The sequence below is a fragment of the Mucilaginibacter sabulilitoris genome (assembly GCF_034262375.1).
Taxonomy (GTDB): domain Bacteria; phylum Bacteroidota; class Bacteroidia; order Sphingobacteriales; family Sphingobacteriaceae; genus Mucilaginibacter; species Mucilaginibacter sabulilitoris.
Map to the genome: position 1 here is coordinate 2,785,679 of NZ_CP139558.1, position 26,002 is coordinate 2,811,680.

Here is a 26,002-nt window from a genome sequence, read left to right on the forward strand (position 1 = left end):
ATTAACATGGAAAGTCTAATTCCACTAATTGATTTGCTTCGTTACTGTTCCCTGCTTGAACTTGAATATCTCTAGTTCTCCCGTTACAGCTACACTCAAATGTGTAAGTATGTTGCCCTCCAAGGCAATCTACTGTAACAGTCTTTCCTCTGCAATGCGTCGTGATTCCGTTATAGGTTTTGGTTCCGCAATCACAAATTCCACCACTTAAGGCTTTATATTTAAGTGATGGCGAGAATATGGTTGGGTTGGTTTTATATAACTTTGAAAGAAAAGAATTATTCGAAGCACCAATAGTCTGCAACATATCTGCGAAATTTGTAGCGGAAGGTTTTGAAATGGTCATGTCTGCAATGATATAAAACATGGGAGATGCTTGATTTTCAGAGCTAAACTCATAAATGACCTCGTTCACGGTAATCGAAAATTTCAACAGTTTACAAAACTGGGGGATTAATTCTGCTCCAGGCGTTTGAGGCAAGGTAACAAAAGCTACATCCAAAGGGGTAGATAAACTAAAAGTTAGAAAATCTTGTGAACTTGAAATTTTGGCAAGAAATGGCTTCGGAAATCGGATCGAAATATCAAATGAACTTTGATTTATTGATGGTTTATATTGAAGTTCAACTTCTCTCCCAACATCATTTGTCATTTTTCCCTTGTTAATATTAAACTGTTTTCTACCCAACAACAGTCTTTGTGCTGGTAATCCAATCGGCAATAGGTCTGTAGTTTCAATTAACGTTTTTATTAAGTACGGTTTATTGACATTTAAATACTTCGAAATAAAATCCGCTCGAAACTTGTCTGCATTCTTTTTTAAATTTGCGGCCGCAAGTCTAATTATTGGAATGTCGCTCATAATGTTGGGGCTTTAGCTGTGAATACTAACTAATTCTTTTATTGCTTTCAAATTATCCAATATGGATTTAATGTCGTCAGGCCCACCAGTTTCAGAATTACATATATCCAAACTCTTTTGCAAGTCGGCAATTTTATTTTTAGTATCAGCGACATTTTTAAATAAAATACTGTTATCTTGAAGTCTGGAATAACATTCTGATGTAAGGGCATCAATATCATTTAACTTTTCCGTTAAAGAGTCGGAAGAAAAATCATCAAGGTTCTCAAAATTACCTATTTTTTCTGCATTGGCCTGGTGTTTGAAAAATGCTAACGCTGGGATAAAAAGGAGAGCTTTTTTAATAAAAGATCTTCTAAGTGTTTCCGAATATCTCATTTCATAAAAATTATTATTATACTTAAAATCTCGTAAATAATTAATTACTTACAGCAAATCAATTCTTAAGCCCCTGGTCTCCGTAGAAATTTTTTAAATTCAAAGAAGTACTTTATCAGTATTAAATTTTTATTGTAGCCCATCTACTCCGTTTCATACAAAGGCTTCAGAATATTTATTCTTTCCATAAGGAAAAATCAAATTATTAGGCATAGGAATATTAAGATATTAGAATATGTTCAAAATTAAAGTCCTAATTGTTAGCTATTTATATTGAAATATTTATTGAATTTAAAAAATATTTATTGAATACCAAATACATTAATTTGATTTTTCAATTTGTTGGGTAGATTATTTCGATCCGTTACTTGAAACATTTGCGCTCGAAATGCGTTCAGCCTAATTCACTTAAAATATTCTTAGATTTTCCGATTTCATCCAGTATAGTTTTAAGGTCGAAGTCTAGTTTGATCGCCACAAGGTTTTCGGACGAAAATTCATGTTTATACTATTATCGTTCTGTCGCGGTTCCGTTGATTGCAAATCTTCAAAAATTCTTCCATGGTAACATCGTCATGCGAATCTGCTACATTAGGTTGATAATATGACGCGAACGGCATTCTGATGTTTGTTGGAGGATAGGTAGCGTGCGTGTGGCCTGGTAACAATATTTGCATCATTAAATTACCTACATACAAGCAAAACAGATGCTGTGGAAAAACGGCTTAGTGACAACTGGCCGTTTCTGGAATAAACAAGCAAAGGACCAGGCCAAAATTATATCAATCGGGGCAATCACTACTTTCTTCAAGCCATTATACGCTGGATAATCTTTCATAGCCATAAGCAATTTAAAACCAGCATCATATTCACTAATGTTAATTTTGTTTACATCTCAGTCTTTCGACCCAAATCTACAGTGCTGCTGATTTATTTGCAGAATCACCTGATGATAGATATTTGCTCATCGACCCTAAGAATTTTCGAAAAATCGCCTATTTCAATCAATTCTTCCACAAAATGGTGCGGATTCTGCACCGTTATCCACCCATTTTCTAAAAGCCTTTTTACAGTAGTAAAAGGGCTTTTTTTATGCCATCAGGGCAGATTTTCGAAAAAGATGGAATTCGTCAGTTGCAAGCTGATGCCTTGTGTTAAACACGAAAAACTGCCCAACTTGACGAAAATGTTTTACAAATGTTTTACAATGGAATTCGTCAGTATGGGCTACAATCAAAGAAGTGGTTCTCAAACACCACAAAAAAGAAGACGGTACTTATAATATTAAGTATCGGTTGACTCACAATCGAAAAATAACTTACATCAACACCAACTATTTTGCCGGGGAAAAGCAGCTTAAGAAAGACCTTACTGTAAAAGACAGGTTTCTACTATCAGTCGTTTCCACAGATATCGCGAAGTACCGGATGAGAATGCTGGAGTTGGAAAGCGTATTGATATATTTGAATGTAAAGGAATTGGCAAATCGTTTAATTCAACCAGATGAAAATTTTGTTGTTGATATCGTCGCTTTTGCAAAACAATATGTAAGCGAACTATTGGAGCAGGGTAGGAAAGGGAGCTCCTATCCAATCTTGACGGTTACAAATAGTCTGTGTGATTATTTTGGAAGTCAAAAGGTTGAGATAGATCGAATAAATTCGATAATGTTGCCAGACTATGAAAGGTACCTGCGAAAAGAAAGAAAGTTCAAACGGAAGAATAAATTAGGCAAAGATGTTAATTACGTCAGCAAGGGACTTTCCCGACTCAGGCCTGCATAATCACATGCGTGACCTGAGGAATCTCTTCAATGCGGCAAGGAACAAGTTTAATGATGAGGACAGAGGCTTGATCAGGATTAAGCACTACCCATTTAAAAAATATAAAGTAATAGGAGCTCCGATGACTGTAAAAAGAGCATTAAGTGTCGAACAGATAATTAAAATCATTGAGTTTAAATGTAGTCCAGGTTCACGAACAGAATTGGCAAAGGAAATTTTTCTTTTATCATTTTATCTCTGTAGCATGAACGCTAAAGATATCTATGAGCTTAAAACCTGAGTAATGCCTATTACGAATTGAACTACTCTTCGGCGGTAAAGGCGATGCGTATTTTTAATCAAGCCTCTGACTTCCTCAAATCCTACTGTTTCCCTGAATAGCCTGTAAGCGATGTAACTGGCCGTTTTCTTTCAGGAAACGGATGAGTTCTGCTAACCAAACATAGCTGAAGTGCTCAAGGCAAAGCAATTCTTTCGGAGCAGTATCCGTAATTTCTTTTAGCGTCTTGTAGCCCATGGCAGCGCAGGACTTTTTGAACTCTTCGATGATATCCAATTTATCAATCGATTGGTCGAGTATCTCGGAATCGGGCGTCATTTAGTAAGCTAAGCAATTTGTGACTGATCATTTATGATCCATAAAGATATTTAAAATCACTCATATATGAGTATATGAAGGATAATTTTAATCCCAACTTCCGGAAAGTGTGATGTCCATATCTTCATTTTTGACATCCATTTCCAATGGGAAGATAATCTTATAATTGTCCATATTCATTTTTTGGCTGCTTAATAAACCTGTGGAATCGCCGTATAACAGTACCCGGCAAGTATTTTTATAAAGCGCCTGTTTCATGGCAGAAGTTACGCCGAGCGTAACGGGCAATGGCAAATTTGATGGATAGGCTGCAGATATGCCAATAATTCGTTGCGTATCTGCAGCATCAACGATCCTGACATAAATACGCTGTAACGGGAGGTCTTTTTTTGTATAAGCGTTTATCGTAATTGTTTTCAATTTGAAATTTTGGTCGTCTTTTCGGCAAGCAGTAATGCAAAGTGCGATGATCGCCGCCAAGGTTATATATTTCATCTGTTTATATGGTTAAGTAAATAAATATTATGCCGGTGCTAACCTGCGGGAACGCAGGTAAACTGCAGTCCGGTTCAGATAAGGGAATAGTGCGATGAGCAGTAAGGTTATAACGAGCATGATAGACATTAACTCATAATAATCCATCGCGAACCTGATCTGGATCTGCTGATTAACGGTGTTTACCAGTTGCTTGTTGGCGCCTTTAGCTGCTTGCTTTAGTGAAAGCCCCTTTGATAACAGGTGGTTACTGCGTACCAGCAACGTTTGTCGTGCAAATTGGTCGACCCTGGTCAGATGGTCCTGAAAAGCATTGTAATGACGGCCTTTTTCGTATAGTTCGCAAAAATTAAGGATTGCCGCATTTATGCAAAAGCCGACATATCCCATCGTAGAGCATATAGAAGTTGCTGACGGGCCGATTGCAACCGGAACAGCGGAGATAGCATATACGATGGTGGGAACCATGATCATTCCAACACCTAATCCCTGCATAAAAAGCGGAGCATAAAAATTATTTTCATCTGCCTCCGTAGCGAACAGAAAAAACATGATTGCATGAAAGATCAGCAATAACATAAAGCCGGGAAACCAGATAAACCTGATGTTCTTTTTTTGAAGGATCATCGCACAGGAGATGATGACCCCTGCCACCAGACCTGCAAGGTTGAAACTATTTATATAGCTGATATGAATAGGATCAAGCTTCAGCACGCCGGCAAAAAATGAGTTGGTGACATTAGCGGCGAAACGACAGATATAGAGAACAAATATGAGAAAGGCGGCGAACTTAAAATTTCGAAAACGAAATATTTTAAGATGGAGATAGGGATGTTTTAAACCTTTTTGACGTACAATATAGATCAGGGTACTTACTATGATAGCGACAGCGCTATAATAAATCCGGGGATCACCGATCCAGTAATATTCCTGCCCGTAAATCGTTATGTATCCCAGCAAAGTGAGCACAATACTCCAGAACACAAAGCTCTGCCAATCCAATTTATATAAGTGAAGACGCACGTTTAAGCGAACGTTGTTCATACACAGCATGATCAGGCACAGGCACGGCAGGTAGGAGAATAATGCCCCTTTATACACCAGATTGAAATTATAGGAGTCGATCAGATCGGCAGTCACCAGATTGGTGAAGGGAAGAATACAGATCAGCATTCCGAAGAATACGGAGAAACTAATCTCACGGGCCCTCTCGCTATGCAGGCGTGTAAACATCAGGGAAAGGGAAAGATTTACCGTACTGGAAAACAACATGCCCTGAAAAAACCGGATCGGAAACCATAGATAAAGATCATTGGTCAGGTAACAAACCAGCGTTGTGATCAGGGCCAGCATGGTAAATAGGATAAAATATTCTTTTGCCGCCAGAAAGTAAAAAAAACGCCGTTCCAAACTGTAGAAAGCAATATACCCGGCATAAAACAATGCTACGGAAAACTGTATGTCTGCCGGTTCACCTCCATAATAACCCGCCGCTGCATTAATATTTGCAAATGGCAAAAAAAACAGGACAAGAGTGGGCAGGATCAGCGAAAAGAGAATGATCTTAACAGCCCATCCCGGAACCCATCTTTTAAAAATCGGAATACCTCTATCCATGGCGGCGCTGATTTTTGGGTACATAAACGTTTACGTTCATCCCAACCTTGAGCATCGCCAGTTGTGTTTTTTGCGCATCTACCCTGATTCGTACCGGAACGCGCTGAACAATCTTCACATAATTACCGGTAGAGTTATCCGGTGGCAGTAAAGAAAAACTGGAACCAGTTGCCGGCGACAATGAAATGATGGTGCCTTTAAACTTCTGGTCGGGAAATGCATCGGCAACGAATTGTACGGTATCACCTATCCGCATGTTGGCAATCTGGGTTTCTTTATAATTGGCTACCACCCATTTATCAGTTTCGTTGTCAACTATATAAGCCAGCACTTCACCAACATTGATCATTTGGCCCACCTCTACCGTACGGCGCCCCATTCTGCCATCATAGGATGCCCGTATAACGGTATATTCTACATCAAGCATATTTCGGTCAAGCAAGGCTTTTAACCGTACGATCTCTGCCTTTAAAACAGTCATTTCGGCAGCAATGTCATTTATCTTTGATTCTGCCGCTCCATAATTTTCCCGGGCAGCCTGGTAGTCGCTGTTATTCACGTCCAGTGTTGCCTGCACATTTTCCAATTGTTGTTTAGTTGCAGACTCTTCCTTATAAAGGCGTGAATAACGGTCAAAATCAAGTTGCTGTTTCCAAAGCTTTGCTGCGCTGGCTTTAATTTGCGCTTTTGCCGAGCCCGCATTTTTTTGCATGGTATAAGTGTTGCTTTCTAAAACCCTTAGTTGTGCCTCGGCTTTTTGTATGGCCGCTTTGGTTTGTGCGACCTGTAACGTGTATTCCCTGTTATCGATAACCAACAACGTGTCGCCTTTTTTTACCGGTTGATTTTCTTCAAACTTTACGGCAACTATAAAGCCACCTGCGCGGGAAATAACCGGATTAACATATTCCTGTACCTGCGCGTCGTTGGTTTGCTCATACTTATAATAACCCCAAAGCGTAAATGCCGCCCAAATGGCTAAGGCTATCATAGTGACACCGGCTATCCAGCCGGTGATTTTGGTAATGATACGATCTGTTACGGTATATTTCTTTTTCATGTTTAAAGTACCCCGGTTATGTTCTGAAGTAAATAATATTTGTTTTGCGCCATAAGGCGTGCTGCAGCCAGTTCAAAGCGCGTTTGCAGTACCTGTACATCGGCATCAAGCAGATCGGTAATTAATGAGGTTTGGTTGAAGTAGGTATTTTTGATAATACGGGCATTTTCCTGGGCATGGGCCACATTCACTTCTGCCACATCAATTTGAACTAACGATTCTTTATACCGCAAATAGGCTGCTCTGACCCCTTGCCTTACCTTATCTTCGGTATCTTTGTGCGTAATTTCTTCTTTCTCCATCTCCAGCTTCGCTGCGCTCACTTTATGTGTATTTTGGTAAAGCTGCGAGAGGGGCATTGTTACTCTTATACCGGCAACACCAAGTGAATACCAGGCCGGATTATATGGAAAAAGAAATATCTGGGGATTGGCGTATGAAAAATCGCTGTATAAGCCCACTTTAGGTTTATAGTTAGCCTTAACCTGGTTTAGACGAACCTTGCTGACCTCTGTTTTCTTTTCAGAAATGTGGTAAGAAAAAGAGTGCTCCATGGCTTCAGAAAGATAGTTTTCATAGGATAGGCCCGGCTGATCAACCTGATCAGATTCCGTTGGGACGATCATGCGGTCGTCCGGTTCGCCCATTATAATATTGAGTTTTTGCGTAGCGATAAGAATATCATTTTCTATGGTTACCAGGGCCATCTTCCGCCTGGACAGATCGAGCTCAACACGCAGCACATCGCTTTTAAGCACCACGCCGTTTTTTTGCAGCGCCTTTATTTCAAGCAACTGCTTTTCCTGGTCGGCGATGTCCTTGATGATCAGTTTCCGGAATATCATCGTTTTCTGAAGATCAAGGTAAAGGGTGGCAGTTTTATACCTGATGGCAGAAATTGCATCATGATTTTGTATCACCGTTATCTGGTACAATAACTTATTTTCTTCAATTTTAAGGTTCAGTTTATTGCCATTATAAAGGTTCAGGTAAAAGTCGGCCCCGGCCTTGTACAATGTATGGATGATCTCATGTTCCTGGGTGTGCGCCGAGAAAAGACCATTCTCATAAATAGGCATATTGGTAGCTTTTTCAATACTTCCCAACAAGCCGATATCCGGCAATCTTTCCATTCTGGCGTCTTTGATCTCTTCATTAGCTATGGAACTCGTTTTTCGCGTAATTTCAATCTGCCTGCTGTTTTCCTCAGCTTTACGCCAGGCTTCTGTTAAGGTAAGGGGCGGGGTTTCTTTTAACTGGCTGTAGGCGTTATTAACCGCCAACAAGGCTACAAATGCTATGAGTATCTTACTATACATATTGGCGGCAAAATTATGTCTCCTGTAATTGACTCGTTTAGCATAAGTTGCCAATCTTTTCATCATTTCGGCCAATTTTAATTAATTTTGCAATGAGATGATATGTTAATGACAAAAATTGGACTTACAGCTTCCCTGCCTGAAATTGACAACAGGCCCGATTCGGTTTTCGTAATGCATGAAAGATCAGAGAAACTGATTCCCTTTCATAGGCATACCAAAGGGCAGTTGAGTTATGTGGAAGGAGGGTTAGCCTATATCACCACCGAAAACAAAACATATGTGGTGCCCGCGAGGCATTATTTTTGGATTCCGCAGGGTTTGGTTCACGAATTGCGGGTTGGGATTTTTGCCACGGCTTTAAGATCCCTTTATTTTTATTCGGCCGATGATCATGCTAATGAATTTTACAGTAAGCTTGGTATTTATCCGGCCAGCGAACTGCTGATCCAGATGATCAATTATACGGAGCGTTGGGATGAACGGCACCTCAGTAATGGGGATCATAATTTCGAGTTTCTGGTAGCCATGAAAAATATGCTGCCCACTTTGAATAAAAGATCGCTGCCAATTATGTTACCCAACACCGAACATGTATTAATGCAAAAGATCATGAAGTACATTCAGGATCATATTGGCCAAAAGTTAATTATAGCTGATATAAGTGAACATTTTGCGATGAGCGAACGTTCATTGTCACGCTTGTTCCAGGCACAACTGCATATTTCGTTTCTTCAATATGTTAAGACGCTTCGTATGATAACGGCTATAGAAATGATCGTTAAAACACAAAAACCTATTGCTGATATTGCTTTTGAGGTTGGATACGCTGCTGTCGCATCATTTAGCGATACGTTTTATGATTTTACTTCATCGCGCCCCTCTGATTTGAGAAGGCGCTAAGTGTTAAATTAATAGCGCATGGGAGCGGGGTTCTTCATTAAACACTACATAAGTAATCGTTTGTTTGCTTAAATCCAATTTGATTTCTATGCCTTTGATTTGGTTAAGACCTGATTCTTCGTCAACGCGCTGGTGGAAAAAGCTATTCATTTCCGTCGCTTTTTTTCCAGCTGCTTATTCTCACTCATTTCCATGAACAAGAAGTCATCAAGTATATCCATGGCATGTGGAGAGGAATATAACAGGAGGTTCAAGATATCCTGCATCTCATTGATTGTTCCGTTTTCCTTTAACATGGTTGGTAAGGGCTTGAACGTTTCCAACAGGGTTCCTTAGATCGTGAAACGCTCTTTGATAATGTTGCTTGGTTTCGTCCACGATTTCTGCCAATCTTAAAGTAATCTTTTGCAGTGTAATTACACCTGAAAAGTCCATGCCATAGTAGACAGGCAAATAATCATTATCGGTTTCTTGCGCTATATGTTCATTTGTTCGTATAGAAACTGAGTATGTTTTGCTTTTGGCCCCGGTTTGTAACCCCCATCCCTTAGCGGGCATACTTTGGATTTTTCAACATCAAAATAATAAACCATTGCCTGGTTGTACCGATGTGTCTTTTTACCCTGTACTCTTTTGTATAATGCCAGGTGCCTGCCGGACATACGGGCATATCCGCATTCTGCATCTTTATTTATATGATATAATTGAACTATCGTCGTGTCAATGCGCTCTGGCATGGACTGTCTGTTGGTAAGGATTTTTCTCTCTTTAAGATTATTTGCAGCGTATCATTATCGACAGGATAATTTTGTATAAAACAAAGGATAATTTATACAACTTATGGATTTCCCTATTAGCTAAGTTTGTAATGAGCCTGTTATCTGAATATTAACCATTAAAAATCTATATTGCTATTATAACCAATAATTGCCATCAATTAAAAACGGCTATTGTGTAATTGTAAATTGTTTTGAATTGACATATAGTCTGTTAGCTCATTTTGGTGAAAGGTGAATTTATTGTATCAGAAAACTTTACCTGAGTAATTTAGCTAACGTTCTTTTGCTGACAATAAATCACCACGTTCTAACAAGCGATTTTTGTTGTTGAGTTTTTTCTGGCGTATATCGAATATTATCATAATGGTGCGATAAATAGCTGTGGCTTTGCCATGCCTGTTCAACAATGCGCAATATTGACGGGCAACTTATTTGCAAAGGAATATCAGATGGAGACTAAACTAAAATTATCATAATTATAACATGACCGAAAACGCAAAAAAATTTATACCCGTAATGCTTACACCATTTACTGACAATGGTGTAATTGACTTTAATTTGCTTACCAAGCTTACAGAATTTTATCTCGCAGCCGGGGCGAAAGGTCTGTTTGCAAATTGTTTATCAAGTGAAATGTTTGAGTTATCAGATGAAGAACGGATTGCCATTACAGAACATGTTGTTAGGATTTCAAACGGAAAGGTACCTGTAGTAGCCACAGGAACCTTTGCCCGTACACTTCATGAACAAACAAATTTTATTAAACGAATATACAATACCGGCATTCAGAGTGTGATTTTGACTTCGGGGATATTGGTAAATGAAGATGAACCCGATCAGGTTTTGGAAGACAAATTTTATGACATCCTCAACGCTACTGATCGGATACCATTTGGACTTTATGAATGTCCGGTCCCTTATAAAAGATTAATTGCTCCGGAGTTGCTCAAAAAGTTTATGGTAACCAACCGGCTTAATTATTTTAAAGATACTTCGCTGGATATTGAGCAGGTTAAACAAAAAGCGGCAGTGGGTATAGGCTATGACTTTGGTTTGTACGATGCGTATATCGTTCACGCGGTTGAGTCATTAAAATCGGGTTCTGCAGGTTTGTCATGTATCCAGGGTAACTTTTTTCCGGAGCTTATTGTATGGCTTTGTGACAACTTTGATAACAATTCATTACAACAGCAAGTGCAACTTGTCCAAAACTTCCTCACAAATCATATGGACGTTATGCATGATATATACCCGACGGCAGCGAAATTGTATTTGAATTTTAGGGGACTTGATATCACCGGTTTTTCAAGGAGAAAAACAGGCGCGATAACCAACCAGCAGATGGCAAAACTGCAAAAACTTTATAAAGATTATGCTAATCTGGAAAGTGCGCTATCGCTCACCAGTGTATTGTAAAATATGATTAACCAACATAAAAGAACAGAAAGTTTCACCAAAATTAAATCTATGAGCGAAAAAATTACCTGATAACCAATTGAATCCTGCTTAATCAAAGCATTACCAATTACTTTGAATCAAGCCCCCAATTAATAAAAAAACGTAAACATTAATAATCATAAAACATGAAATTTTATTGTGATGGGAGAGGTACGCCCTTTCCAAAGGTATCTTATTACTCAATCCGGACGAAGCTTTTATGCTGCCTGCTTGTGCTTTTGTCGTTAAATTCAAACACTTTTGCCGTTGCGAACTCTTCTGTAACGGCACTTAGCAATTCTTTTGATGATATCAAAGTACATGGCGTAGTTACAGATTCAAAAGGTACTACTTTACCGGGTGTGAGCATCAAAATTAAAGGCACCAACAAAGGTACCATAACCGATATGAACGGTGCTTATTCCATAACTGCCCCTGCATCCGGCGTATTGGTCTTTACGTTTATCGGCTTTGCTTCGCAGGAATTAGCTGTTAAAGCCGAAAACACGGTAAACGTTAAGCTGCTGGAGGCAAGTAACTCATTAGATGCCGTAGTGGTGGTTGGCTACGGCACACAATCAAAAAGATTGGTGACCGGTGCAATTTCAAAGGTTGATTTAGCACAAACCAGGAGTTTACCAAACACCAATGTTACCGAAGCTTTAAGAGGTCGGGTTGCCGGTGTTCAGTTTACATCAAACGGACGCCCGGGGCAAAACGGATCTATCCTCATTCGCGGGCCACGGTCATTAAGCGGCGGTAATGATCCCCTGATTGTTGTTGACGGGATATTTTTTAATGGGAACTTAAGCGATATTAACCCTAATGACATCGAATCTATTGATGTTTTGAAAGATGCGAGTGCCGCTGCAATTTATGGTTCAAGGGCAGCCAATGGCGTAATCCTGGTTACATCAAAAAAGGGAACTTCAGACAAACCGGTAGTTACGCTTAATTCTTATTATGGAGTTTCGGAAATAGCCCGGACAATAAAATTATTATCGCCAGAGCGCTATATTGAAAAAACATTAGATTATTTAAAAGAATCCGGGCAAGCGGTTAAACCCGATATAGCTGATAACCTTACTTCTGTTGAAGCGGAAAACTACCGTGCGGGAAAAAGCCTCGATCCCTGGCAGGAAGCTACCCAGGATGCCAGCATTTCTTCGGTTGATCTGAGCGTCGCAGGCAAATCAGGAAAAACATCATTTTATAATTCGGCCTCTTATACCAATGAAAAAGGGCTGATGTATAATGACAATCAAAAGCGCATTACTCTCAGAAGCAATATTGAAAACCAGGTTAATGACTGGCTGAAAATCGGTATGACAGCAACGTTTGTCAACCGCGATTTGTCGGGCATAAGTGCCGATCTGAATAGCCTTTATTATAGCAGCCCTTACGGTAACTGGTTTTATCCAGACGGGCAGCCCACGCAGTTTTCTGTAACCACCGAAACCATTTCGGGTAATCCTTTACGGTCGTCAATATTAACCACCAATTCAGAGGTTTCCCAAAACCTGTTCAGCAATTTCTATGGTATTGTTAACATCCCTGCCATCAAGGGATTATCTTACCGGGTAAATTTTTCTCCAAATTACCGTTGGGATCATAATTACAACGCGGTACGGCAGGATATCCACGTGACCAATAATACCAAATCGGCAAGCAAGTTTAACCAGCAATCTTATGATTATGTGTTGGAAAACATTGTGACCTATAACAGGCGAATAAATGATGACCATTACTTTGATGTTACATTGCTTTACGGCCGTAACCGTAACCGTTTTGAAAATACTACCGCTACTGCATCGCAATTAAGTACAGATGCATTGGGATATAACAGCCTTACTTTTGGCGGCATACAAACTGTAGCCTCCGCAGCCCAGGATGTAAACGGTATTTCTTCCATGGCGCGTATCAATTATAATTACAAAGAGAAATATCTGGTAACCCTTACCGCCAGGCGTGATGGCAGTTCGGTATTTGCGAAGAATAATAAGTATGCTACGTTCCCTTCTGCCGCTATCGGGTGGATTGCATCTGAGGAAGGTTTTTTGAAGGATAGCAAAACAATCAGTTTGTTAAAATTCAAGCTGTCTTATGGTGCTGTAGGTAACCAGGCTATCAGCCCATATCAATCCATCAGTTTGTCCAATACAAACAACTATGTGTATGGCAATCCGGGAATTACTGCACTGGGCGTTTATCCGGCAAATATGGCTAATGACAATTTGAAATGGGAAACTACCTATACTTCCAATCTGGCCGTTGATTTTGGTTTGTTCAATAACCGCATAAACGGTACCGTTGAGGTTTATAACAGCGATACAAAAAACCTGCTGGTGCGCAGAATTATTCCGGTGATGACCGGTTACACTAGCGTTCAGGCTAATTTGGGTGCTACTAACAATAAAGGTATTGATATAGCCATTAATACCGTAAATGTTAAAAGCTCAAAATTTGAATGGCTGTCGAACTTCACGGTTTCCATGAACAAGAACAAGATTGTTCATTTGTACCGTTCAGATGTTAACGGCGATGGTAAGGAAGATGATGACCTGGCCAACAATTGGTTTATCGGGCATCCGATCACTTCTTATTTTGACTATGTTTTTAATGGCATTTACCAGCAGGGCGATGCTATACCCGCGAACTCCCAACCCGGTTTTGTGCGTTTAAAAGATTTAAACGGCGATGGGGTAATTAATGCCAGTGACCGCACGATTGTTGGTTCAGGCGGGCAGCCGAAGTTCAGGGGAGGTATAGGTAATACCTTTAACTATAGCGGTTTCAGCCTTTATGTATTTGTTAATGCCATGCTGGGCTGGACCTCTGATTTCATCCTGCTTGATCCGAACTCTACCCGTAGCGAAAACTCACCGGGCCGCGCCTTGAACCAGATTGATGCGGGCTGGTGGACTCCGGAAAACAAATCAGCCACCCGACCATCATTGGTTTATACCAATACCGCCGGGCACAATTATTATGTAAGCCGAAATTTTGCCAGGATCCAGGATGTTTCATTGAGCTACAATTTCCCCAAAAAAATAACCGACAGGTTAAAACTGGGTAGCTTAAGAGCCTACGTCAGCGGTAAAAACCTATACACATTTACCAATTACCCGGGCTCTGATCCTGAAATTATTACGGCCACCGGTACCGCCGCAAACATTAAAGCAAATATGTACCCGCTGGCCCGTACAATCTCCTTTGGTTTCAACGTGGGTTTTTAAATCAATTAAAAGTTTTTCAAAATAAAAAACATGAAAAAGATTACTATAACATTAGGTTGTTGCATGCTCCTGCTTGGCGCTGCCACCTCCTGTAAAAAATCTGTTCTGGATGAAAAAGCTATTGCTCAATTATCATCAGATGTGAATTTTAAAACGAAGGTGGGGTTTGATAACGCCATAACCGGACTGATTTTTGCTGCCCGTGATGAGTTTAACGGCGAAGATTTGGGCAGATGGTATGATATGGACTTAGGTACAGACATAGGGACTACCGGTCAGGAACAAACAACCAACTTCCGTAATTATACTACATTTCTTGTGCCTTCTTCGGCTGCTGCCAGCAGCTATTGGAACTGGGCTTATACCCAAATGATACTGCGGGCCAATACCATTATTGAATATGCCGAAAAACCGGAGTCGGCTGGCATTTTTGCAAATGATGCAGAAAAAAATTCCTACATAGCCGAAGCTAAATTTTTCAGGGCCTATACCTATAATACGCTCGCCAACTTATATGGCGGAGCTGTTATTGTTGATCGTACCTACCAGTCTCCGAAAACTGATTTTACGAGGTCTACCCGTCAGGCAACTTATGATTTTGCACGCGCTGATGCGGAGTTTGCGTCGCAGTGGTTACCAGTTACGGTTACTCCGGCCCGTGAAGGTCATATTGTAAAGGGCGCAGCAGATCATCTGTTAACAGAAATTTATCTCTCCTTACAGCAATATGATAAGGCCATTGAAAGTGCCTCTAAAGTAATTGATGGCGGTACGTATCATTTAATGACCAATCGTTTTGGCGTGAACGCTAATTTACCGGGAGATGTATATTCGGATCTGTTTATTGAAGGGAACCAGAACCGTAGTGCTGGCAATATGGAATCTATTTATGTTTGGGAATTTGAAAACCTGGTAACCGGCGGCGGCGGCTCTACCGGTAGAAACAATACCATCCGCGGATGGGTACCGGCTTTGTGGAATTTAAAAGACCCGGCCGGGGCCAGCGGTATGAGCATTGTTGATAGTTTAGGGCGCGGCGTAGCTTATGTGCGGCCAACCACTTATTTCCTGTATAATTTGTGGAAGGATAATGCCCAAAATGATATCAGGAATTCTAAATATAATATTCGCCGTACATTGTATTATAATAATCCGGCTTCTACTTATTTTGGCAAACCCGTCGAGCCGCGGACTACCCAGGAAGATACGATGCGTAATGTGTACCCATACCTGAGAAAGTTGGAGGGGAAACCATGGCAGGGGGATAATACCTCAGGAGGTACCGGTAAAGACTTTATCGTTTACAGACTGGCAGAAACCTACCTGCTCCGGGCCGAGGCTTATATGAAAAAGGGCGATAACACAAAAGCTGCGGCAGATATCAACGCGGTCAGGAACAGATCAAACGCCAAATCAATTTCTCCGTCTGATGTTACAATGGATTATATTTTAGATGAAAGAGCAAGGGAACTGATCACAGAGGAGAGAAGAAGGTTAACTTTGAGCCGGGTTGGAAAACTGGTGGAAAGAACTAAAAAGTATCAAACCAGGGCAGATGTGGTTTCCACCATTCAAAACTTTCATGAATTATATCCAATTCCGCAATCAGCAATTGATGCAAATTTTAGCGCTAAACTGGAGCAGAACCCTGGTTATTGAGTGTCGCGAGCAAATCAGAGGTTCGCAGAACCACTGATTGCGAGCTGTATAAAAGATGAGGGACGGCCCCTCGGTATCGGCTTACAGGAGCGGGTACCAAACCGCCGCTAAGCTGCTTTGGTTAAGTGCCTTGGTAGTGAGCGTTAGCGGAAAAGGCATCATTAAAGGTGTCAGGTAAGTGTTAAGAAGGTGAACGCAAGTGAACCACTGATGAGGCATCGAAAGGATTAGACGATGTCAAAACCGGGTAACAGTAGCGACCCAGGGACAAGCAAGGCGGGAACCTGTTTACTGGCTTTGCGGCATCCGGTGTATAAGTGGCACGAGCTTAACACAGGCTTTTGTATGGAACGCGAGAACCTGTCGCCATCATGTTAAGGGAAAACCTCAAGTCGGTGCACCGGCAAGAGGGAAAGTACCGATGGATGGCACGGGGGCGGAACATCCCGTATTAGTAATGAAGTTCCTGTAATGGGAATGGAGCGAAGGGGATGTATTAACAGGCTTTCTATATCCGGCGCAAAACTGAGCGATCAGGAGGTAGCAAAGGATGAAAGCAAAACACGCGGAGTCAAGGACAGACCCCGGTGTATTAGTTAATAAGAGCCGTGTGATGGGAGACTATCAAGCACGGTTCTATGAGGGACTTGGGGTGAAATTCCCCAGGTCTACTCGACAAGAATTAAAGTGAATATAGATATGCCGAGAAAAATAATAATGCTATTGCCTTTATGCATGCTTTTGGCGACCGCCACAGGTTTAAAGGCACAAGAGCAATGGAAGGTTGTGAAGCAGGAGCTGGTTTTTGATAACCCTCCGTTTAAACAATGCCATGCCTCTACCATTACCGAAATAAAAACAGGGGAGCTTTTGCTCGCCTGTTTTGGTGGTTCGCAGGAGGGTAAAAAGGATGTGAGTATATGGTTCACTAAACTGAACAAAGAAGACAAAGGTAAACCCGAAATTATAGCCGATGGTGTGCAGCATGATAGCGTCCGTTTTGCATCCTGGAATCCCGTACTGTTTAAAACAAAAAAAGGTAAGGTGTTTTTATTTTATAAAGTAGGCCCTAATCCGAGGGAGTGGTGGGGAATGTTCAAAACATCTGACGATGAAGGCAAAACCTGGTCGCAGGCAACCCGGCTTCCAGAAGGAATTTTAGGGCCGATAAAAAACAAGCCGATTCAGTTGGCCAACGGTACTATTTTGGCGCCTTCCAGTGTCGAAGAACAAGACGGCCGTTGGAAGGTTCATTTAGAAAAGTCGACCGATATGGGCAAAACATGGGAGTTTATCCCTGTTGATACCACATCGTTTGACGTTATTCAGCCCAGTATTTTGTCATATGGCAACAAAAAGTTGCAAATTTTATGCAGGAGCAGACAGGGTAATGTGATCCAGGCCTGGTCGGAAGATAATGGCGATACCTGGGGTAAGCTGTCTAAAACCGAATTATTGAACCCCAATTCCGGTACAGATGCAGTAACCCTGAAGGATGGCAAACAACTGATTGTTTACAATCCTGATGTGCCCGGTAAAGACTGGTTTAATGGAAGAGCAAAGCTGCGGGTAGCCTGTTCTGCGGATGGATTGATCTGGAAAGATATTGCTGTTTTGGAAAACGGAACCAAAGAAGAATACAGCTATCCGGCTATTATTCAAACAAAAGATGGTCTTATTCACATCACCTATACTTTCGACCGTAAAAACATCAAGCACGTGGTTTTACAGGAAGGGAAATAAACTATAAATTTTACGGAGAAAAAGGCCGCATCATGAATAAATGATGTGGCCTTTTACAGTTATTACCAGCTAATTCTGACAAGAAATATTTGTAGATACGTGCCATGGGCATTGGTTATATACCTGTTATAAGTAATCATATCACCTTTATTTGACCAGCTGACGCTACCTATTGCTTTCGAGGCATGGTCGTGAGAGGTAACTTGCTCCGACTTGCCGGTTGCTATATCAGTAATAAATACGTTGTTGTTTGAAAGAAAGGCGGCATACTTTCCATCCGGTGAAAAATTGAACGGCCCCTGAATGGGATTTTCAACGTAAGTTAACTGCTTTGTACTACCGCCATTTGGCGAAATGCCAAAAAGCTGCACAATACCGTGATGATCCTTATTTAAAAAGCCAATGACCATGCCATCGGGTGTGGTTCGCAGCCAATGGCGGGGGCCTTCTATACCGTTGGTGGTATAGGTAAGCCTGCGCTGAGTTATATCATGCGGAACCTGCGGTGGTGTATGGATGGTGCCTTGAATGCCGGATAAAGCGGATTTGGTAAAAACATCCGGTAAATCAATAACGAACAGTTCCGCTTTGCTTTTGCCGTTTAGGTCATAAACCTTACCCTGAAAGGCAATCGCTCTGTTCTGATGGGTTTGATCGGCCCTGGTATAGCCGTTTACCCCGATCCATCCTTCGTCAAAAGCAATATCAATTTCATCTGAACCCCATTGAGGGGATGGTGATAGGTTGGCCGCAATAAAACTGAACATTTTACCGCTATGATTTTCCATCGTATGATCATGATCAACTTTTACCTCATAGCCAGGGATCATAACACCTACCGTTCTTTTAAAGGGCTGTGTGGAAAGCTCTTCCATAACGTAATCATTATAGGTGAAACTTAACCACTGGCCATCTCCGCTCCATAAATGGGCATGTGTACCGCCGCGCAGCGCGCCTGGTGTAAACGGCTCGGTTATATGACGTGCGTCCAGAAAAATTGGCTCGTACGGCTTATTAATGTCTATAGCAACGGCAGTTCTTCTGTTAAATGCATAAGGCCTGGTTTGGTCAGCATTGCTGATACCATGAATAAAAACCACTGTATCGCAAACGGGCGAAAAACTTGCCGCACCAACCCCTGGGCCGAAGACTGACTGCTTTATTGTGCGGTAAATTTCTTTAACTGAACCAGATCGGGTGTTCACGATTTCAATACTCCCGGTACTGCCTATTTGAGTATCATCATTCCTGGTGTCATAAACCAGCCATTCGTCATTTGGCGAAAAGCATTGTGTATTATGTAAGCAGTGGCCGTAATTGCCGTTGGTTAATCGCTGTTCTGTAATTTGCATATATGGATCGTATGGCCTGAATTGCAACGGATTTGATGCTAAGATAATATACTTAAGCCGGCTTAACTGTAATTTTAGCCTTAATCCAGCTTATACACACACCAACCAAAAAAATAGAAAGTGTACCAATAACAATGATCATGTTTTTGTGGAAAGGGCTTTTAAGAAAAGCATATCGGTCTGGTATAATTGCCGGAAACGTCATCCATATGATAACCAATGCACCGATAACAGTTGCGGTAATGGCTTCGGTGTTTTTACTCGCTTTGGAGATCATACCCAACAAAAACAGCCCCAGCATACCACCCGCGAAAATACCCGACAATTCCCACCAGATGTCAAGTACGCTTTTCACACCGATCATGGCGAGTCCGGTTGCCATGCCAAGCAAGCCGAAAACCGTGGTGCCCATATATAAAACACGTATCCCTTGTTTTTCTGAACTCTTTTTATTGAAATATCTTTTGTAAATATCCTCCGAGAATACGGTGGCCGAGGAGTTCATGCTCGAACTGATGGTACTCATGGCTGCTGAGAGAATGGCCGAAATGATGAGCCCTAAAAGCCCTACCGGAATCTTTTTAACCATAAAATCGGGCATGATTTTATCCCCGTAATCTGATGGCTGCAGGGAAGCCGACATGGCGCTTATTTTACTTCCTGAACTGTGCGAAGGCAGTTTTTCAATAGCCGCGGTTAACTTGACCTGGGCCAGTAAATCAGGATGTGTTTGATAATAGGCAAACAGCGAAGTCCCTATTATAAAAAAGAGTAAGGATGCAGGAATGTAAATATAAACACAGAGCCAAACCGACTTTGATGCCTCTTTAACCGAAGTGGCCGTGTGGTACCGCTGTATATAATTTTGGTCCATTCCAAAATTATTCAGGTTGATGAAAAAGCCGTAAAACAAAACAACCCAAAAAGTAGACTCGGTGAGGTTGGGCGAGAAACTTCCCAGGCTTACCTTGTGTTGTGATAAACCTATATCTACAATTTTCCTGATACCACCGGGTATATCTTGTATGATAATATACAGGATGAGCAGCGCGCCAAATGTTTTGATAATGCCCTGAACAACCTCGGTCCATATAACGGCTTCAATACCCCCTAAAACTGTATAAATGATAATGCATATACCCATCACGATCATGATAGATGCCATGGAATAGCTGGTAAGGGCCTGTAAACTTATAGCGATACCGAAAAATACCGAACCCATACGGGCCAGCTGGGTAAGTAAAAAACACGATACGGCATAAGTTCTGGCCCATTTGCCAAACCGGTGTTCCAGGTGCGAATAGGCAGAGATAGAACCCGTGCCGCGATAAAACGGTATGAAATACTTGGTGGCAAACCAGGCAGCTATCGGCATGGAAATACTGAATACATAGGAATTCCAGTTACTGCCGAATGCCTTGCCGGGCACCCCTAAAAAGGTATTGCTGCTTAAAAATGTAGCGTAGATGGATAGCCCGATGGCCCATCCCGGAATTTTTCCGGATGCCTTCGTAAACTGAGCCGAACTTTTATTTTTTCTGGAAAAATAAAATCCCACGCCGATCATTGCGACTAGGTACAGTATAATGATCAAAATGTCTAAAGTATGTAAATTACTCACAAGGCTTTGATTGGTTTGGAGGCTGAGGTTTACTGGTACAAGGCAGCCGTGACAAACATATTTGTTTTAACAGAACATGAATTATTTATTCTTGGCCATGTATTATACAATATTATCCCAATCAAATAACTACAAGAAAATAGCAAGCTTGATTAAATGTTTTTCCGGTCAAGATATGTCCTTCTGTATTTATCGGGGGTGGTTTGTTTGATCCTGCCAAAGTAACGGTAGAAGTTTGCTAAATTCCCAAAACCACATTCAAAACATATCGCATGGATAGATAACTTATCCTCTATGAGTAATCTGCAGGCATTGCTTATCCTTATTTCCATTAAAAAATCATGGTAAGACTTGTTGGTAACCCTTTTGAAATAACGGCAAAATGAGGTGGCGCTCAGGTTGGCTACATTGGCGATTTCTTCCAACGGGAGGGCGTTTTTATAATTGGCTAATGTATAAGTGTAAATTTTATTAAGCCTGAATGATTCTGCAGCATTAGATTGATAAAAGGTATTGGACGATGCGATACTCACCAATTCATTGCTTTGGGAGAGTTCGTTAATGATAGCCAGCAATGCAATAATTCTGTCCATGCCTGATGAACTCACCGCTTCTTTCATTAAGTGAAGCACATGCTCTTTGGTTTGGCCTTTGATGTATAGTCCTTTTCTGGCATTTTCAAAAAGCTGGCGAAACGGCAATGCTTCCGGAATGGATAAAAATTCTTTCCCGATAAATTCAGGTAAAAACTGAATAACGATAGCTTCCGTTTTAATTTCCGGATCACTTTGGTAAAACTCCTCTTTACATCGCCAGGTATGGGGCAGGTTTTCACCTAACAATATCATTTCATTCTCATCGAAATTGCTCACATTGTCCCCAATAAATCTTACCCCTTTACCTTTTATAACATAATGAAGCTCCAGTTCGGGATGATAATGCCATAATTTTCCAAAATTTGGCTGTACACGAAGATTAGCACTGAAAGAACATTGCAGGTCATGTGCAACTTTATAAAAATGTGGTTTCAAAATTGTTAAATGCTTTTTTAAGTATCGTTATCATATGTTTAAAAAAAGAATAATAGTCCCCAATTTACAAAATTGTTCAATATGATGATGATGATAATAATATACATGTTTCAAATGATTTTCGCACATAACGCATTAAGTGCATAGTTGTGGACCATTGAAGGAATATAGTGGAAATGGATTTCAAGGAATATAAAAATCCTACATGGGCAGCTTTCGGGAATATTGAGAAGTTATAATCAATTTCATCCATTCGTCTACTTATATATCAGGTTCAGCAATGTTTTCCGGTAAAAAATAGCTAAAAGCCTCAATTTAAAAATCAACCGACTCAACCTGGGTTTTGTATTTGCCAGTAGACATTCCGGTAATCTTTTTAAAAATCTTGGAGAGTCCTCATTTCGTACCATCCATTCGATGCGATAATTTGACGGCACAAGGTTCCGGTAACCGTCAGTCATTTTTCCCGATTGCGAACCAAGCATCTCGGAATTTCCAAACGATCATTTATGATCCGCAGGTTAAAATTAGTAGATATTTGACTAATATTCTTGTTTGAGTTGTAGGTCGCAAGTAATATTAAGCTTAGTAATAATTATAAGAAGCGCAGGTTTTACAGGGTGAGTTTTTTATCCCGGCGGAAGTAACCAGTCGGTTATCATGCTTACATTTGCATTATAACAGGGAATTTATCTATGAAAAAAATAGGATTTTTATCATTCGGACATTGGTCTGATCATCCTGCTTATAACACGCGTACGGCAGGCGACACCCTACTTCAATCCATTGATCTGGCTGTTGCTGCGGAGGAACTGGGTTTGGATGGTGCCTATTTCCGGGTGCATCATTTTGCGCGTCAGTTGGGGTCTCCGTTTCCTTTATTATCTGCGATCGGTGCGAAGACCAGCAAAATAGAGATCGGAACCGGCGTTATCGATATGCGGTATGAGAACCCGCTGTACATGGTGGAGGATGCGGGGGCTGCTGATCTGATCTCGGGGGGCCGTTTGCAACTGGGGATCGGCCGGGGTTCGCCGGAACAGGTGATCAACGGCTGGCGGTATTTTGGTTATGAACCTGCTGAGGGAGAGACCAACGCAGATATGGGACGCCGGAAAGCTTTGGAATTTCTGGATAAGCTGGAAGGTGCCGGGTTTGCGCAGCCAAACCCTTACCCGATGTTCTCGAACCCGCCGGGCTTACTACGTTTGGAACCGCATTCGGAAGGGTTACGGGATCGGATCTGGTGGGGTGCGGGTTCTAATGCAACGGCGGTATGGGCGGCGGAACAGGGTATGTACCTGCAAAGTTCTACCTTAAAGTTTGACGAAAGTGGAGAGCCATTTCATATCCAGCAGGCTAAGCAGATCAGGCTGTATAAAGCGGCCTGGAAAAAAGCCGTGCATGAGCGGGAACCGAGGGTTTCGGTGAGCCGCTCTATTTTCGCGTTGGTCTCCGAGCAGGACAGGTATTACTTCGGACAACAGGTCAAGGGGGCGGATAGTTTCGGTTATATTGAAGCGGATAAACGGGCGGTCTTCGGCAGGAGTTATGCGGCAGAACCGGATCAGCTGATCGGGGAACTTGCCCTGGATGAAGCGATTCAGGAAGCAGATACTTTATTGCTGACCATCCCGAATACCTTGGGTGTTGATTACAATGTACATGTGCTGTCGGCTATTCTGGAACATATTGCTCCAGCACTGGGTTGGCGATAGCCAGGTTAAACCTGGATTGGGGAATACCTTTGTTAAATCTGACGCCGGTAGCAGTCCTGTAAACTGGTGTCGTCAGCCGCCGGGTTGCTTCTTTTTTCTTTTTCGTGGTAAAATATCTGCTTCGACTAACCCCTCCGGGCTTTCTTTTGCTTACTCACCATTCTGACTACGGATTATTGTTCATGATAAATGGTGTTAAGCGGCGCAGCGGCTTTTCTGGATATACCGGATTGGCTGCACTGTCGGTATAATATTCATACTTGCCATTTACTTTCACGCAAAAGACTTTTCCGATGGAGTTTGCCGTGAGTGTGTCATCTTTCATGATCTTCTCCGGCGGATCAATAAGCCGTGAAAGCGTAACAGATCATACAGCAAGTCCCGTCCCATCTTTATCTCGTGCTTTTCCATCTCCGGAATGAGCATGTGTAATAGTTTTCTGGTTCCCAGCATAGGAACAGCAGCACCGAACTCACCCACCAATGTCAACACAACCATATGTGCGATACTTGTCCTTGAAGCCTTATGATGAGCTAAATAGTAAGCCTGACGGCTTACACCAAACAGTGCACAAACAGTTACCAGGGGATATTCTGGCCGCTTTTGCCGCATTCTTAAGACTGTTTGGTACCACGCGGTGATGGCGCCGATCATAAGCTGCAATAGCTCTAAAGTTTTGCATCCGAAATCTGTTGCAAGATGTAACCTAATTCTTTGCTCAGATTGAACTTGTAGGTGCCAAGAACAAAATTGACTTGATTATTATTCTTACTATCTAAAATAGATGTAGCCAATGCGGGCTCTATGATATAGGCCGTTGACGCTTTGAATTCAGTCCAATAATCAAGTTTGATTGTCGGGCTGTAAGCATTTCAAGAAAATTAATGATCAAGCCATTAGTTTACATTTGATGGGTATTAAAGCTGTTGGCAGCGTTAACATAGGTGGCAGGATGCAGTTTTCTGAACATGAGGTAAGTAACACTAATAATGGTAAACGCTATGATGGCATCAATGGTAGCAGGGAAACCGAGCACCACAATTTTAGAGAAAAAGGCAAAGATGATATCAAAGAAGATGCCTGCAAATACCCATTCTTTTAATCTCAACAGTCTGTTGGGAGTTAACAGTACCGCTACACCCGAAAGTTTGGCGACGCCAAGAATATAAATAAAGTGCGGAGGGTAACCTAATTTTACCGTAATGTCCCAAACTACCGGGTTCCTGGTAAGTTCGTAAAAACCACTTGCACCAAACCATAATGAAATTAATGATGCCCCTGTCCAATAAATTGCTTTTGATGTTTTTGAGTTCATGATATTGTTTTTTTTGATTGATGACTCAAAAATGCATCGAAGGCGTAGAAAATCATTGTTGTTTTAAGCCAAGACGGACAAACTGGCAAGCAGACCGGACAATATTAGGTGTCGATATTATCTTCCGGGAGGGATTGTTCCCACAGATCATGGGCGGTACCCGGTTCAACCGGATAATCATCTACCGCATTCCGGAAGCTGGTGATCAATGGTTACGGAATGTCCAGGGATGAGGGCGCGATTATAACACCTGCCTCGGCTTAGCTATTTCTTCACTGCATAGCCCATATACAAAATATTCATATCGTTGCTTTCAACCAAAATGAAATTCTCTCCAAGTTCAGCAAAGGTCCATACTCCTTTTGCTCTTTTTCGCAAATAGTTTAACATTGTGGGTATTGAAACATTCGGAGATGAACCTCTGTGTTCTTTCCAGTCTAAATTGTTTTTGGCTAATAAGGTTTTTAACTCTTCGGGCTTAATAAACATATCCCAGTTGTGCAGGTTTGGAGGCATAAAAGCCCAGCGTTTCCATTCCTGCCAAATTTTAATGGCTACCAATTTGCTAACAAAAGTTCGATTTAGTGTATCGTAAAAGAATAATCCGTTAGGTTTTAGTACCCTTGATATTTCGGAAATTACTTTAGGCAAATCCATAACATGTTCCAGCACATCACAACACACCACACAATCGAAAGATTGATCGGGGTAAGGCAAATTTTCTGCAAAACCCTGGTCGTATTTTATGTTTAAGCCACTTTGTTTAGCATGATTTATGGCTGTATTCCTCGAGTTTTCAGAAGGTTCTATGCCTGTTGTTTTAAAGCCTAATTTGCATATTTCTTCGGTAAGTATACCTCCGCCTGAGCCAACTTCCAAAGCTGTCATCCCCTCCGGATTTATGGTTAGCCTGGTAAGTACTGTATTTAAATAGCCAACCCGACAAGGGTTAACGCTGGTTTTTAAAAGGTTCAGTACGGTGTCGGGTTTCCACCAGATATCGCCATCTGCATTGTAAAGATCGTTGTCTATTTTTTTATAAACTTCGGTTGAGATTTTTTCCATTTTAGTTTTGTTTATAGTTGATTGTCTATA

26 protein-coding genes are annotated in these 26,002 nt (G+C 41.3%); 9 read left to right on the forward strand and 17 right to left on the reverse strand.

From position 1 onward, the window contains the following. Nucleotide 1: 1 nt before the first annotated feature. From SNE25_RS11955 to SNE25_RS11965, 3 genes are all read right to left on the reverse strand, one after another. Nucleotides 2-862, reverse strand: coding sequence for a hypothetical protein (locus SNE25_RS11955; protein ID WP_321565333.1), 861 nt, complete (start codon nt 860-862; stop codon nt 2-4). A gap of 12 nt (nt 863-874) precedes the next feature. After that, complete coding sequence (locus tag SNE25_RS11960; RefSeq protein WP_321565334.1) at nt 875-1,240, reverse strand: hypothetical protein; 366 nt, start codon at nt 1,238-1,240, stop codon at nt 875-877. A gap of 503 nt (nt 1,241-1,743) precedes the next feature. Next, nucleotides 1,744-1,920, reverse strand: coding sequence for a hypothetical protein (locus SNE25_RS11965; protein WP_321565335.1), 177 nt, complete (start codon nt 1,918-1,920; stop codon nt 1,744-1,746). Nucleotides 1,921-2,481: 561 nt separating this feature from the next. Here SNE25_RS11965 and SNE25_RS11970 point away from each other — a divergent pair. Then, nucleotides 2,482-3,024 (forward strand): phage integrase SAM-like domain-containing protein, encoded by a 543-nt coding sequence (locus SNE25_RS11970; protein WP_321565336.1) that lies wholly within the window; start codon nt 2,482-2,484, stop codon nt 3,022-3,024. Nucleotides 3,025-3,379: 355 nt separating this feature from the next. Here the strand turns inward: SNE25_RS11970 and SNE25_RS11975 are convergent, their stop codons facing one another. From SNE25_RS11975 to SNE25_RS11995, 5 genes are all read right to left on the reverse strand, one after another. Beyond that, nucleotides 3,380-3,622, reverse strand: coding sequence for a hypothetical protein (locus SNE25_RS11975; RefSeq protein WP_321565337.1), 243 nt, complete (start codon nt 3,620-3,622; stop codon nt 3,380-3,382). Between the two features lie 87 nt (nt 3,623-3,709). Continuing rightward, nucleotides 3,710-4,117 carry a hypothetical protein gene (locus SNE25_RS11980; protein WP_321565338.1) on the reverse strand — a complete coding sequence of 136 codons (408 nt, stop codon included), beginning with the start codon at nt 4,115-4,117 and terminating at the stop codon, nt 3,710-3,712. Nucleotides 4,118-4,144: 27 nt separating this feature from the next. Further along, on the reverse strand, nt 4,145-5,758 hold the full coding sequence (locus SNE25_RS11985) for an MFS transporter (RefSeq protein WP_321565339.1): 1,614 nt from the start codon (nt 5,756-5,758) through the stop codon (nt 4,145-4,147). Further along, on the reverse strand, nt 5,727-6,794 hold the full coding sequence (locus SNE25_RS11990) for an HlyD family secretion protein (RefSeq protein WP_321565340.1): 1,068 nt from the start codon (nt 6,792-6,794) through the stop codon (nt 5,727-5,729). The genes SNE25_RS11985 and SNE25_RS11990 overlap by 32 nt, the downstream gene beginning before the upstream one ends. Nucleotides 6,795-6,796: 2 nt before the next feature. Continuing rightward, nucleotides 6,797-8,179 (reverse strand): TolC family protein, encoded by a 1,383-nt coding sequence (locus SNE25_RS11995; RefSeq protein WP_321565341.1) that lies wholly within the window; start codon nt 8,177-8,179, stop codon nt 6,797-6,799. A gap of 42 nt (nt 8,180-8,221) precedes the next feature. On the opposite strand from SNE25_RS11995, the gene SNE25_RS12000 reads away from it, so the two are divergent. After that, the gene (locus SNE25_RS12000; protein WP_321565342.1) at nt 8,222-9,016 is read left to right on the forward strand and encodes an AraC family transcriptional regulator; all 795 of its coding nucleotides are present in this window, start codon (nt 8,222-8,224) and stop codon (nt 9,014-9,016) included. 267 nt (nt 9,017-9,283) lie between these two features. On the opposite strand, the gene SNE25_RS31865 is transcribed toward SNE25_RS12000, so the two are convergent. Both SNE25_RS31865 and SNE25_RS31870 read right to left on the reverse strand, forming a co-directional pair. Beyond that, entirely contained in the window at nt 9,284-9,574 is a 291-nt protein-coding gene (locus SNE25_RS31865; protein ID WP_407667012.1) for a hypothetical protein, read from the reverse strand. Further along, entirely contained in the window at nt 9,564-9,701 is a 138-nt protein-coding gene (locus tag SNE25_RS31870; protein ID WP_407667013.1) for a hypothetical protein, read from the reverse strand. Before SNE25_RS31870 ends, SNE25_RS31865 begins: the two co-directional genes overlap by 11 nt. Nucleotides 9,702-10,278: 577 nt before the next feature. On the opposite strand from SNE25_RS31870, the gene SNE25_RS12010 reads away from it, so the two are divergent. The 6 genes from SNE25_RS12010 to SNE25_RS12035 all read left to right on the forward strand — a co-directional run bounded on the left by SNE25_RS12010 (nt 10,279) and on the right by SNE25_RS12035 (nt 17,870). Further along, nucleotides 10,279-11,211 (forward strand): dihydrodipicolinate synthase family protein, encoded by a 933-nt coding sequence (locus SNE25_RS12010; RefSeq protein ID WP_321565343.1) that lies wholly within the window; start codon nt 10,279-10,281, stop codon nt 11,209-11,211. Nucleotides 11,212-11,378: 167 nt separating this feature from the next. Then, nucleotides 11,379-14,468 (forward strand): SusC/RagA family TonB-linked outer membrane protein, encoded by a 3,090-nt coding sequence (locus tag SNE25_RS12015; protein ID WP_321565344.1) that lies wholly within the window; start codon nt 11,379-11,381, stop codon nt 14,466-14,468. 30 nt (nt 14,469-14,498) lie between these two features. Further along, complete coding sequence (locus tag SNE25_RS12020; protein ID WP_321565345.1) at nt 14,499-16,127, forward strand: RagB/SusD family nutrient uptake outer membrane protein; 1,629 nt, start codon at nt 14,499-14,501, stop codon at nt 16,125-16,127. A 55-nt stretch (nt 16,128-16,182) separates the two neighbouring features. Continuing rightward, entirely contained in the window at nt 16,183-16,305 is a 123-nt protein-coding gene (locus SNE25_RS12025) for a hypothetical protein (protein ID WP_321561241.1), read from the forward strand. Nucleotides 16,306-16,361: 56 nt separating this feature from the next. After that, complete coding sequence (locus tag SNE25_RS12030; RefSeq protein ID WP_321562136.1) at nt 16,362-16,505, forward strand: hypothetical protein; 144 nt, start codon at nt 16,362-16,364, stop codon at nt 16,503-16,505. Between the two features lie 321 nt (nt 16,506-16,826). Next, complete coding sequence (locus SNE25_RS12035; RefSeq protein ID WP_321565346.1) at nt 16,827-17,870, forward strand: sialidase family protein; 1,044 nt, start codon at nt 16,827-16,829, stop codon at nt 17,868-17,870. A gap of 62 nt (nt 17,871-17,932) precedes the next feature. Here the strand turns inward: SNE25_RS12035 and SNE25_RS12040 are convergent, their stop codons facing one another. The 3 genes from SNE25_RS12040 to SNE25_RS12050 form a co-directional block, all read right to left on the reverse strand. Continuing rightward, nucleotides 17,933-19,222 carry a DUF3748 domain-containing protein gene (locus SNE25_RS12040; RefSeq protein WP_321565347.1) on the reverse strand — a complete coding sequence of 430 codons (1,290 nt, stop codon included), beginning with the start codon at nt 19,220-19,222 and terminating at the stop codon, nt 17,933-17,935. Between the two features lie 52 nt (nt 19,223-19,274). Then, entirely contained in the window at nt 19,275-20,843 is a 1,569-nt protein-coding gene (locus tag SNE25_RS12045; RefSeq protein WP_321565348.1) for a sodium:solute symporter, read from the reverse strand. A gap of 152 nt (nt 20,844-20,995) precedes the next feature. Beyond that, nucleotides 20,996-21,874, reverse strand: a complete 879-nt coding sequence (locus tag SNE25_RS12050; protein WP_321565349.1) for an AraC family transcriptional regulator — start codon at nt 21,872-21,874, stop codon at nt 20,996-20,998. 695 nt (nt 21,875-22,569) lie between these two features. Between SNE25_RS12050 and SNE25_RS12055 the strand changes: the two genes are divergently transcribed. Further along, nucleotides 22,570-23,592, forward strand: coding sequence for an LLM class flavin-dependent oxidoreductase (locus SNE25_RS12055; RefSeq protein ID WP_321565350.1), 1,023 nt, complete (start codon nt 22,570-22,572; stop codon nt 23,590-23,592). Nucleotides 23,593-23,758: 166 nt separating this feature from the next. Here SNE25_RS12055 and SNE25_RS12060 read toward each other — a convergent pair whose 3' ends face one another. The 4 genes from SNE25_RS12060 to ubiG form a co-directional block, all read right to left on the reverse strand. Beyond that, nucleotides 23,759-23,917 carry a hypothetical protein gene (locus tag SNE25_RS12060; RefSeq protein ID WP_321565351.1) on the reverse strand — a complete coding sequence of 53 codons (159 nt, stop codon included), beginning with the start codon at nt 23,915-23,917 and terminating at the stop codon, nt 23,759-23,761. Then, nucleotides 23,914-24,204 (reverse strand): hypothetical protein, encoded by a 291-nt coding sequence (locus SNE25_RS12065; RefSeq protein WP_321565352.1) that lies wholly within the window; start codon nt 24,202-24,204, stop codon nt 23,914-23,916. The genes SNE25_RS12060 and SNE25_RS12065 overlap by 4 nt, the downstream gene beginning before the upstream one ends. A gap of 289 nt (nt 24,205-24,493) precedes the next feature. Beyond that, nucleotides 24,494-24,907, reverse strand: a complete 414-nt coding sequence (locus SNE25_RS12070; RefSeq protein ID WP_321565353.1) for a DoxX family protein — start codon at nt 24,905-24,907, stop codon at nt 24,494-24,496. A gap of 264 nt (nt 24,908-25,171) precedes the next feature. Beyond that, entirely contained in the window at nt 25,172-25,972 is an 801-nt protein-coding gene (gene ubiG / locus SNE25_RS12075; RefSeq protein WP_321565354.1) for a bifunctional 2-polyprenyl-6-hydroxyphenol methylase/3-demethylubiquinol 3-O-methyltransferase UbiG, read from the reverse strand. Nucleotides 25,973-26,002: the final 30 nt, after the last annotated feature.

What these genes read in the sequence shown, in the direction of transcription:
- SNE25_RS11990 (WP_321565340.1), bottom strand. Translation starts at nt 6,794, where the DNA reads ATGAAAAAGAAATATACCGTAACAGATCGTATCATTACCAAAATCACC.
- SNE25_RS11995 (WP_321565341.1), bottom strand. Translation starts at nt 8,179, where the DNA reads ATGATGAAAAGATTGGCAACTTATGCTAAACGAGTCAATTACAGGAGA.
- SNE25_RS11980 (WP_321565338.1), bottom strand. Translation starts at nt 4,117, where the DNA reads ATGAAATATATAACCTTGGCGGCGATCATCGCACTTTGCATTACTGCT.
- SNE25_RS11975 (WP_321565337.1), bottom strand. Translation starts at nt 3,622, where the DNA reads ATGACGCCCGATTCCGAGATACTCGACCAATCGATTGATAAATTGGAT.
- ubiG (WP_321565354.1), bottom strand. Translation starts at nt 25,972, where the DNA reads ATGGAAAAAATCTCAACCGAAGTTTATAAAAAAATAGACAACGATCTT.
- SNE25_RS12055 (WP_321565350.1), top strand. Translation starts at nt 22,570, where the DNA reads ATGAAAAAAATAGGATTTTTATCATTCGGACATTGGTCTGATCATCCT.
- SNE25_RS12060 (WP_321565351.1), bottom strand. Translation starts at nt 23,917, where the DNA reads ATGAAAGATGACACACTCACGGCAAACTCCATCGGAAAAGTCTTTTGC.
- SNE25_RS12020 (WP_321565345.1), top strand. Translation starts at nt 14,499, where the DNA reads ATGAAAAAGATTACTATAACATTAGGTTGTTGCATGCTCCTGCTTGGC.
- SNE25_RS12015 (WP_321565344.1), top strand. Translation starts at nt 11,379, where the DNA reads ATGAAATTTTATTGTGATGGGAGAGGTACGCCCTTTCCAAAGGTATCT.
- SNE25_RS31870 (WP_407667013.1), bottom strand. Translation starts at nt 9,701, where the DNA reads ATGCAGAATGCGGATATGCCCGTATGTCCGGCAGGCACCTGGCATTAT.
- SNE25_RS12000 (WP_321565342.1), top strand. Translation starts at nt 8,222, where the DNA reads ATGACAAAAATTGGACTTACAGCTTCCCTGCCTGAAATTGACAACAGG.
- SNE25_RS11985 (WP_321565339.1), bottom strand. Translation starts at nt 5,758, where the DNA reads ATGTACCCAAAAATCAGCGCCGCCATGGATAGAGGTATTCCGATTTTT.
- SNE25_RS11955 (WP_321565333.1), bottom strand. Translation starts at nt 862, where the DNA reads ATGAGCGACATTCCAATAATTAGACTTGCGGCCGCAAATTTAAAAAAG.
- SNE25_RS31865 (WP_407667012.1), bottom strand. Translation starts at nt 9,574, where the DNA reads ATGCCCGCTAAGGGATGGGGGTTACAAACCGGGGCCAAAAGCAAAACA.
- SNE25_RS12030 (WP_321562136.1), top strand. Translation starts at nt 16,362, where the DNA reads ATGTCAAAACCGGGTAACAGTAGCGACCCAGGGACAAGCAAGGCGGGA.
- SNE25_RS12040 (WP_321565347.1), bottom strand. Translation starts at nt 19,222, where the DNA reads ATGCAAATTACAGAACAGCGATTAACCAACGGCAATTACGGCCACTGC.
- SNE25_RS12025 (WP_321561241.1), top strand. Translation starts at nt 16,183, where the DNA reads ATGAGGGACGGCCCCTCGGTATCGGCTTACAGGAGCGGGTACCAAACC.
- SNE25_RS11960 (WP_321565334.1), bottom strand. Translation starts at nt 1,240, where the DNA reads ATGAGATATTCGGAAACACTTAGAAGATCTTTTATTAAAAAAGCTCTC.
- SNE25_RS12010 (WP_321565343.1), top strand. Translation starts at nt 10,279, where the DNA reads ATGACCGAAAACGCAAAAAAATTTATACCCGTAATGCTTACACCATTT.
- SNE25_RS12065 (WP_321565352.1), bottom strand. Translation starts at nt 24,204, where the DNA reads ATGCGGCAAAAGCGGCCAGAATATCCCCTGGTAACTGTTTGTGCACTG.
- SNE25_RS12070 (WP_321565353.1), bottom strand. Translation starts at nt 24,907, where the DNA reads ATGAACTCAAAAACATCAAAAGCAATTTATTGGACAGGGGCATCATTA.
- SNE25_RS11965 (WP_321565335.1), bottom strand. Translation starts at nt 1,920, where the DNA reads ATGATGCAAATATTGTTACCAGGCCACACGCACGCTACCTATCCTCCA.
- SNE25_RS12035 (WP_321565346.1), top strand. Translation starts at nt 16,827, where the DNA reads ATGCCGAGAAAAATAATAATGCTATTGCCTTTATGCATGCTTTTGGCG.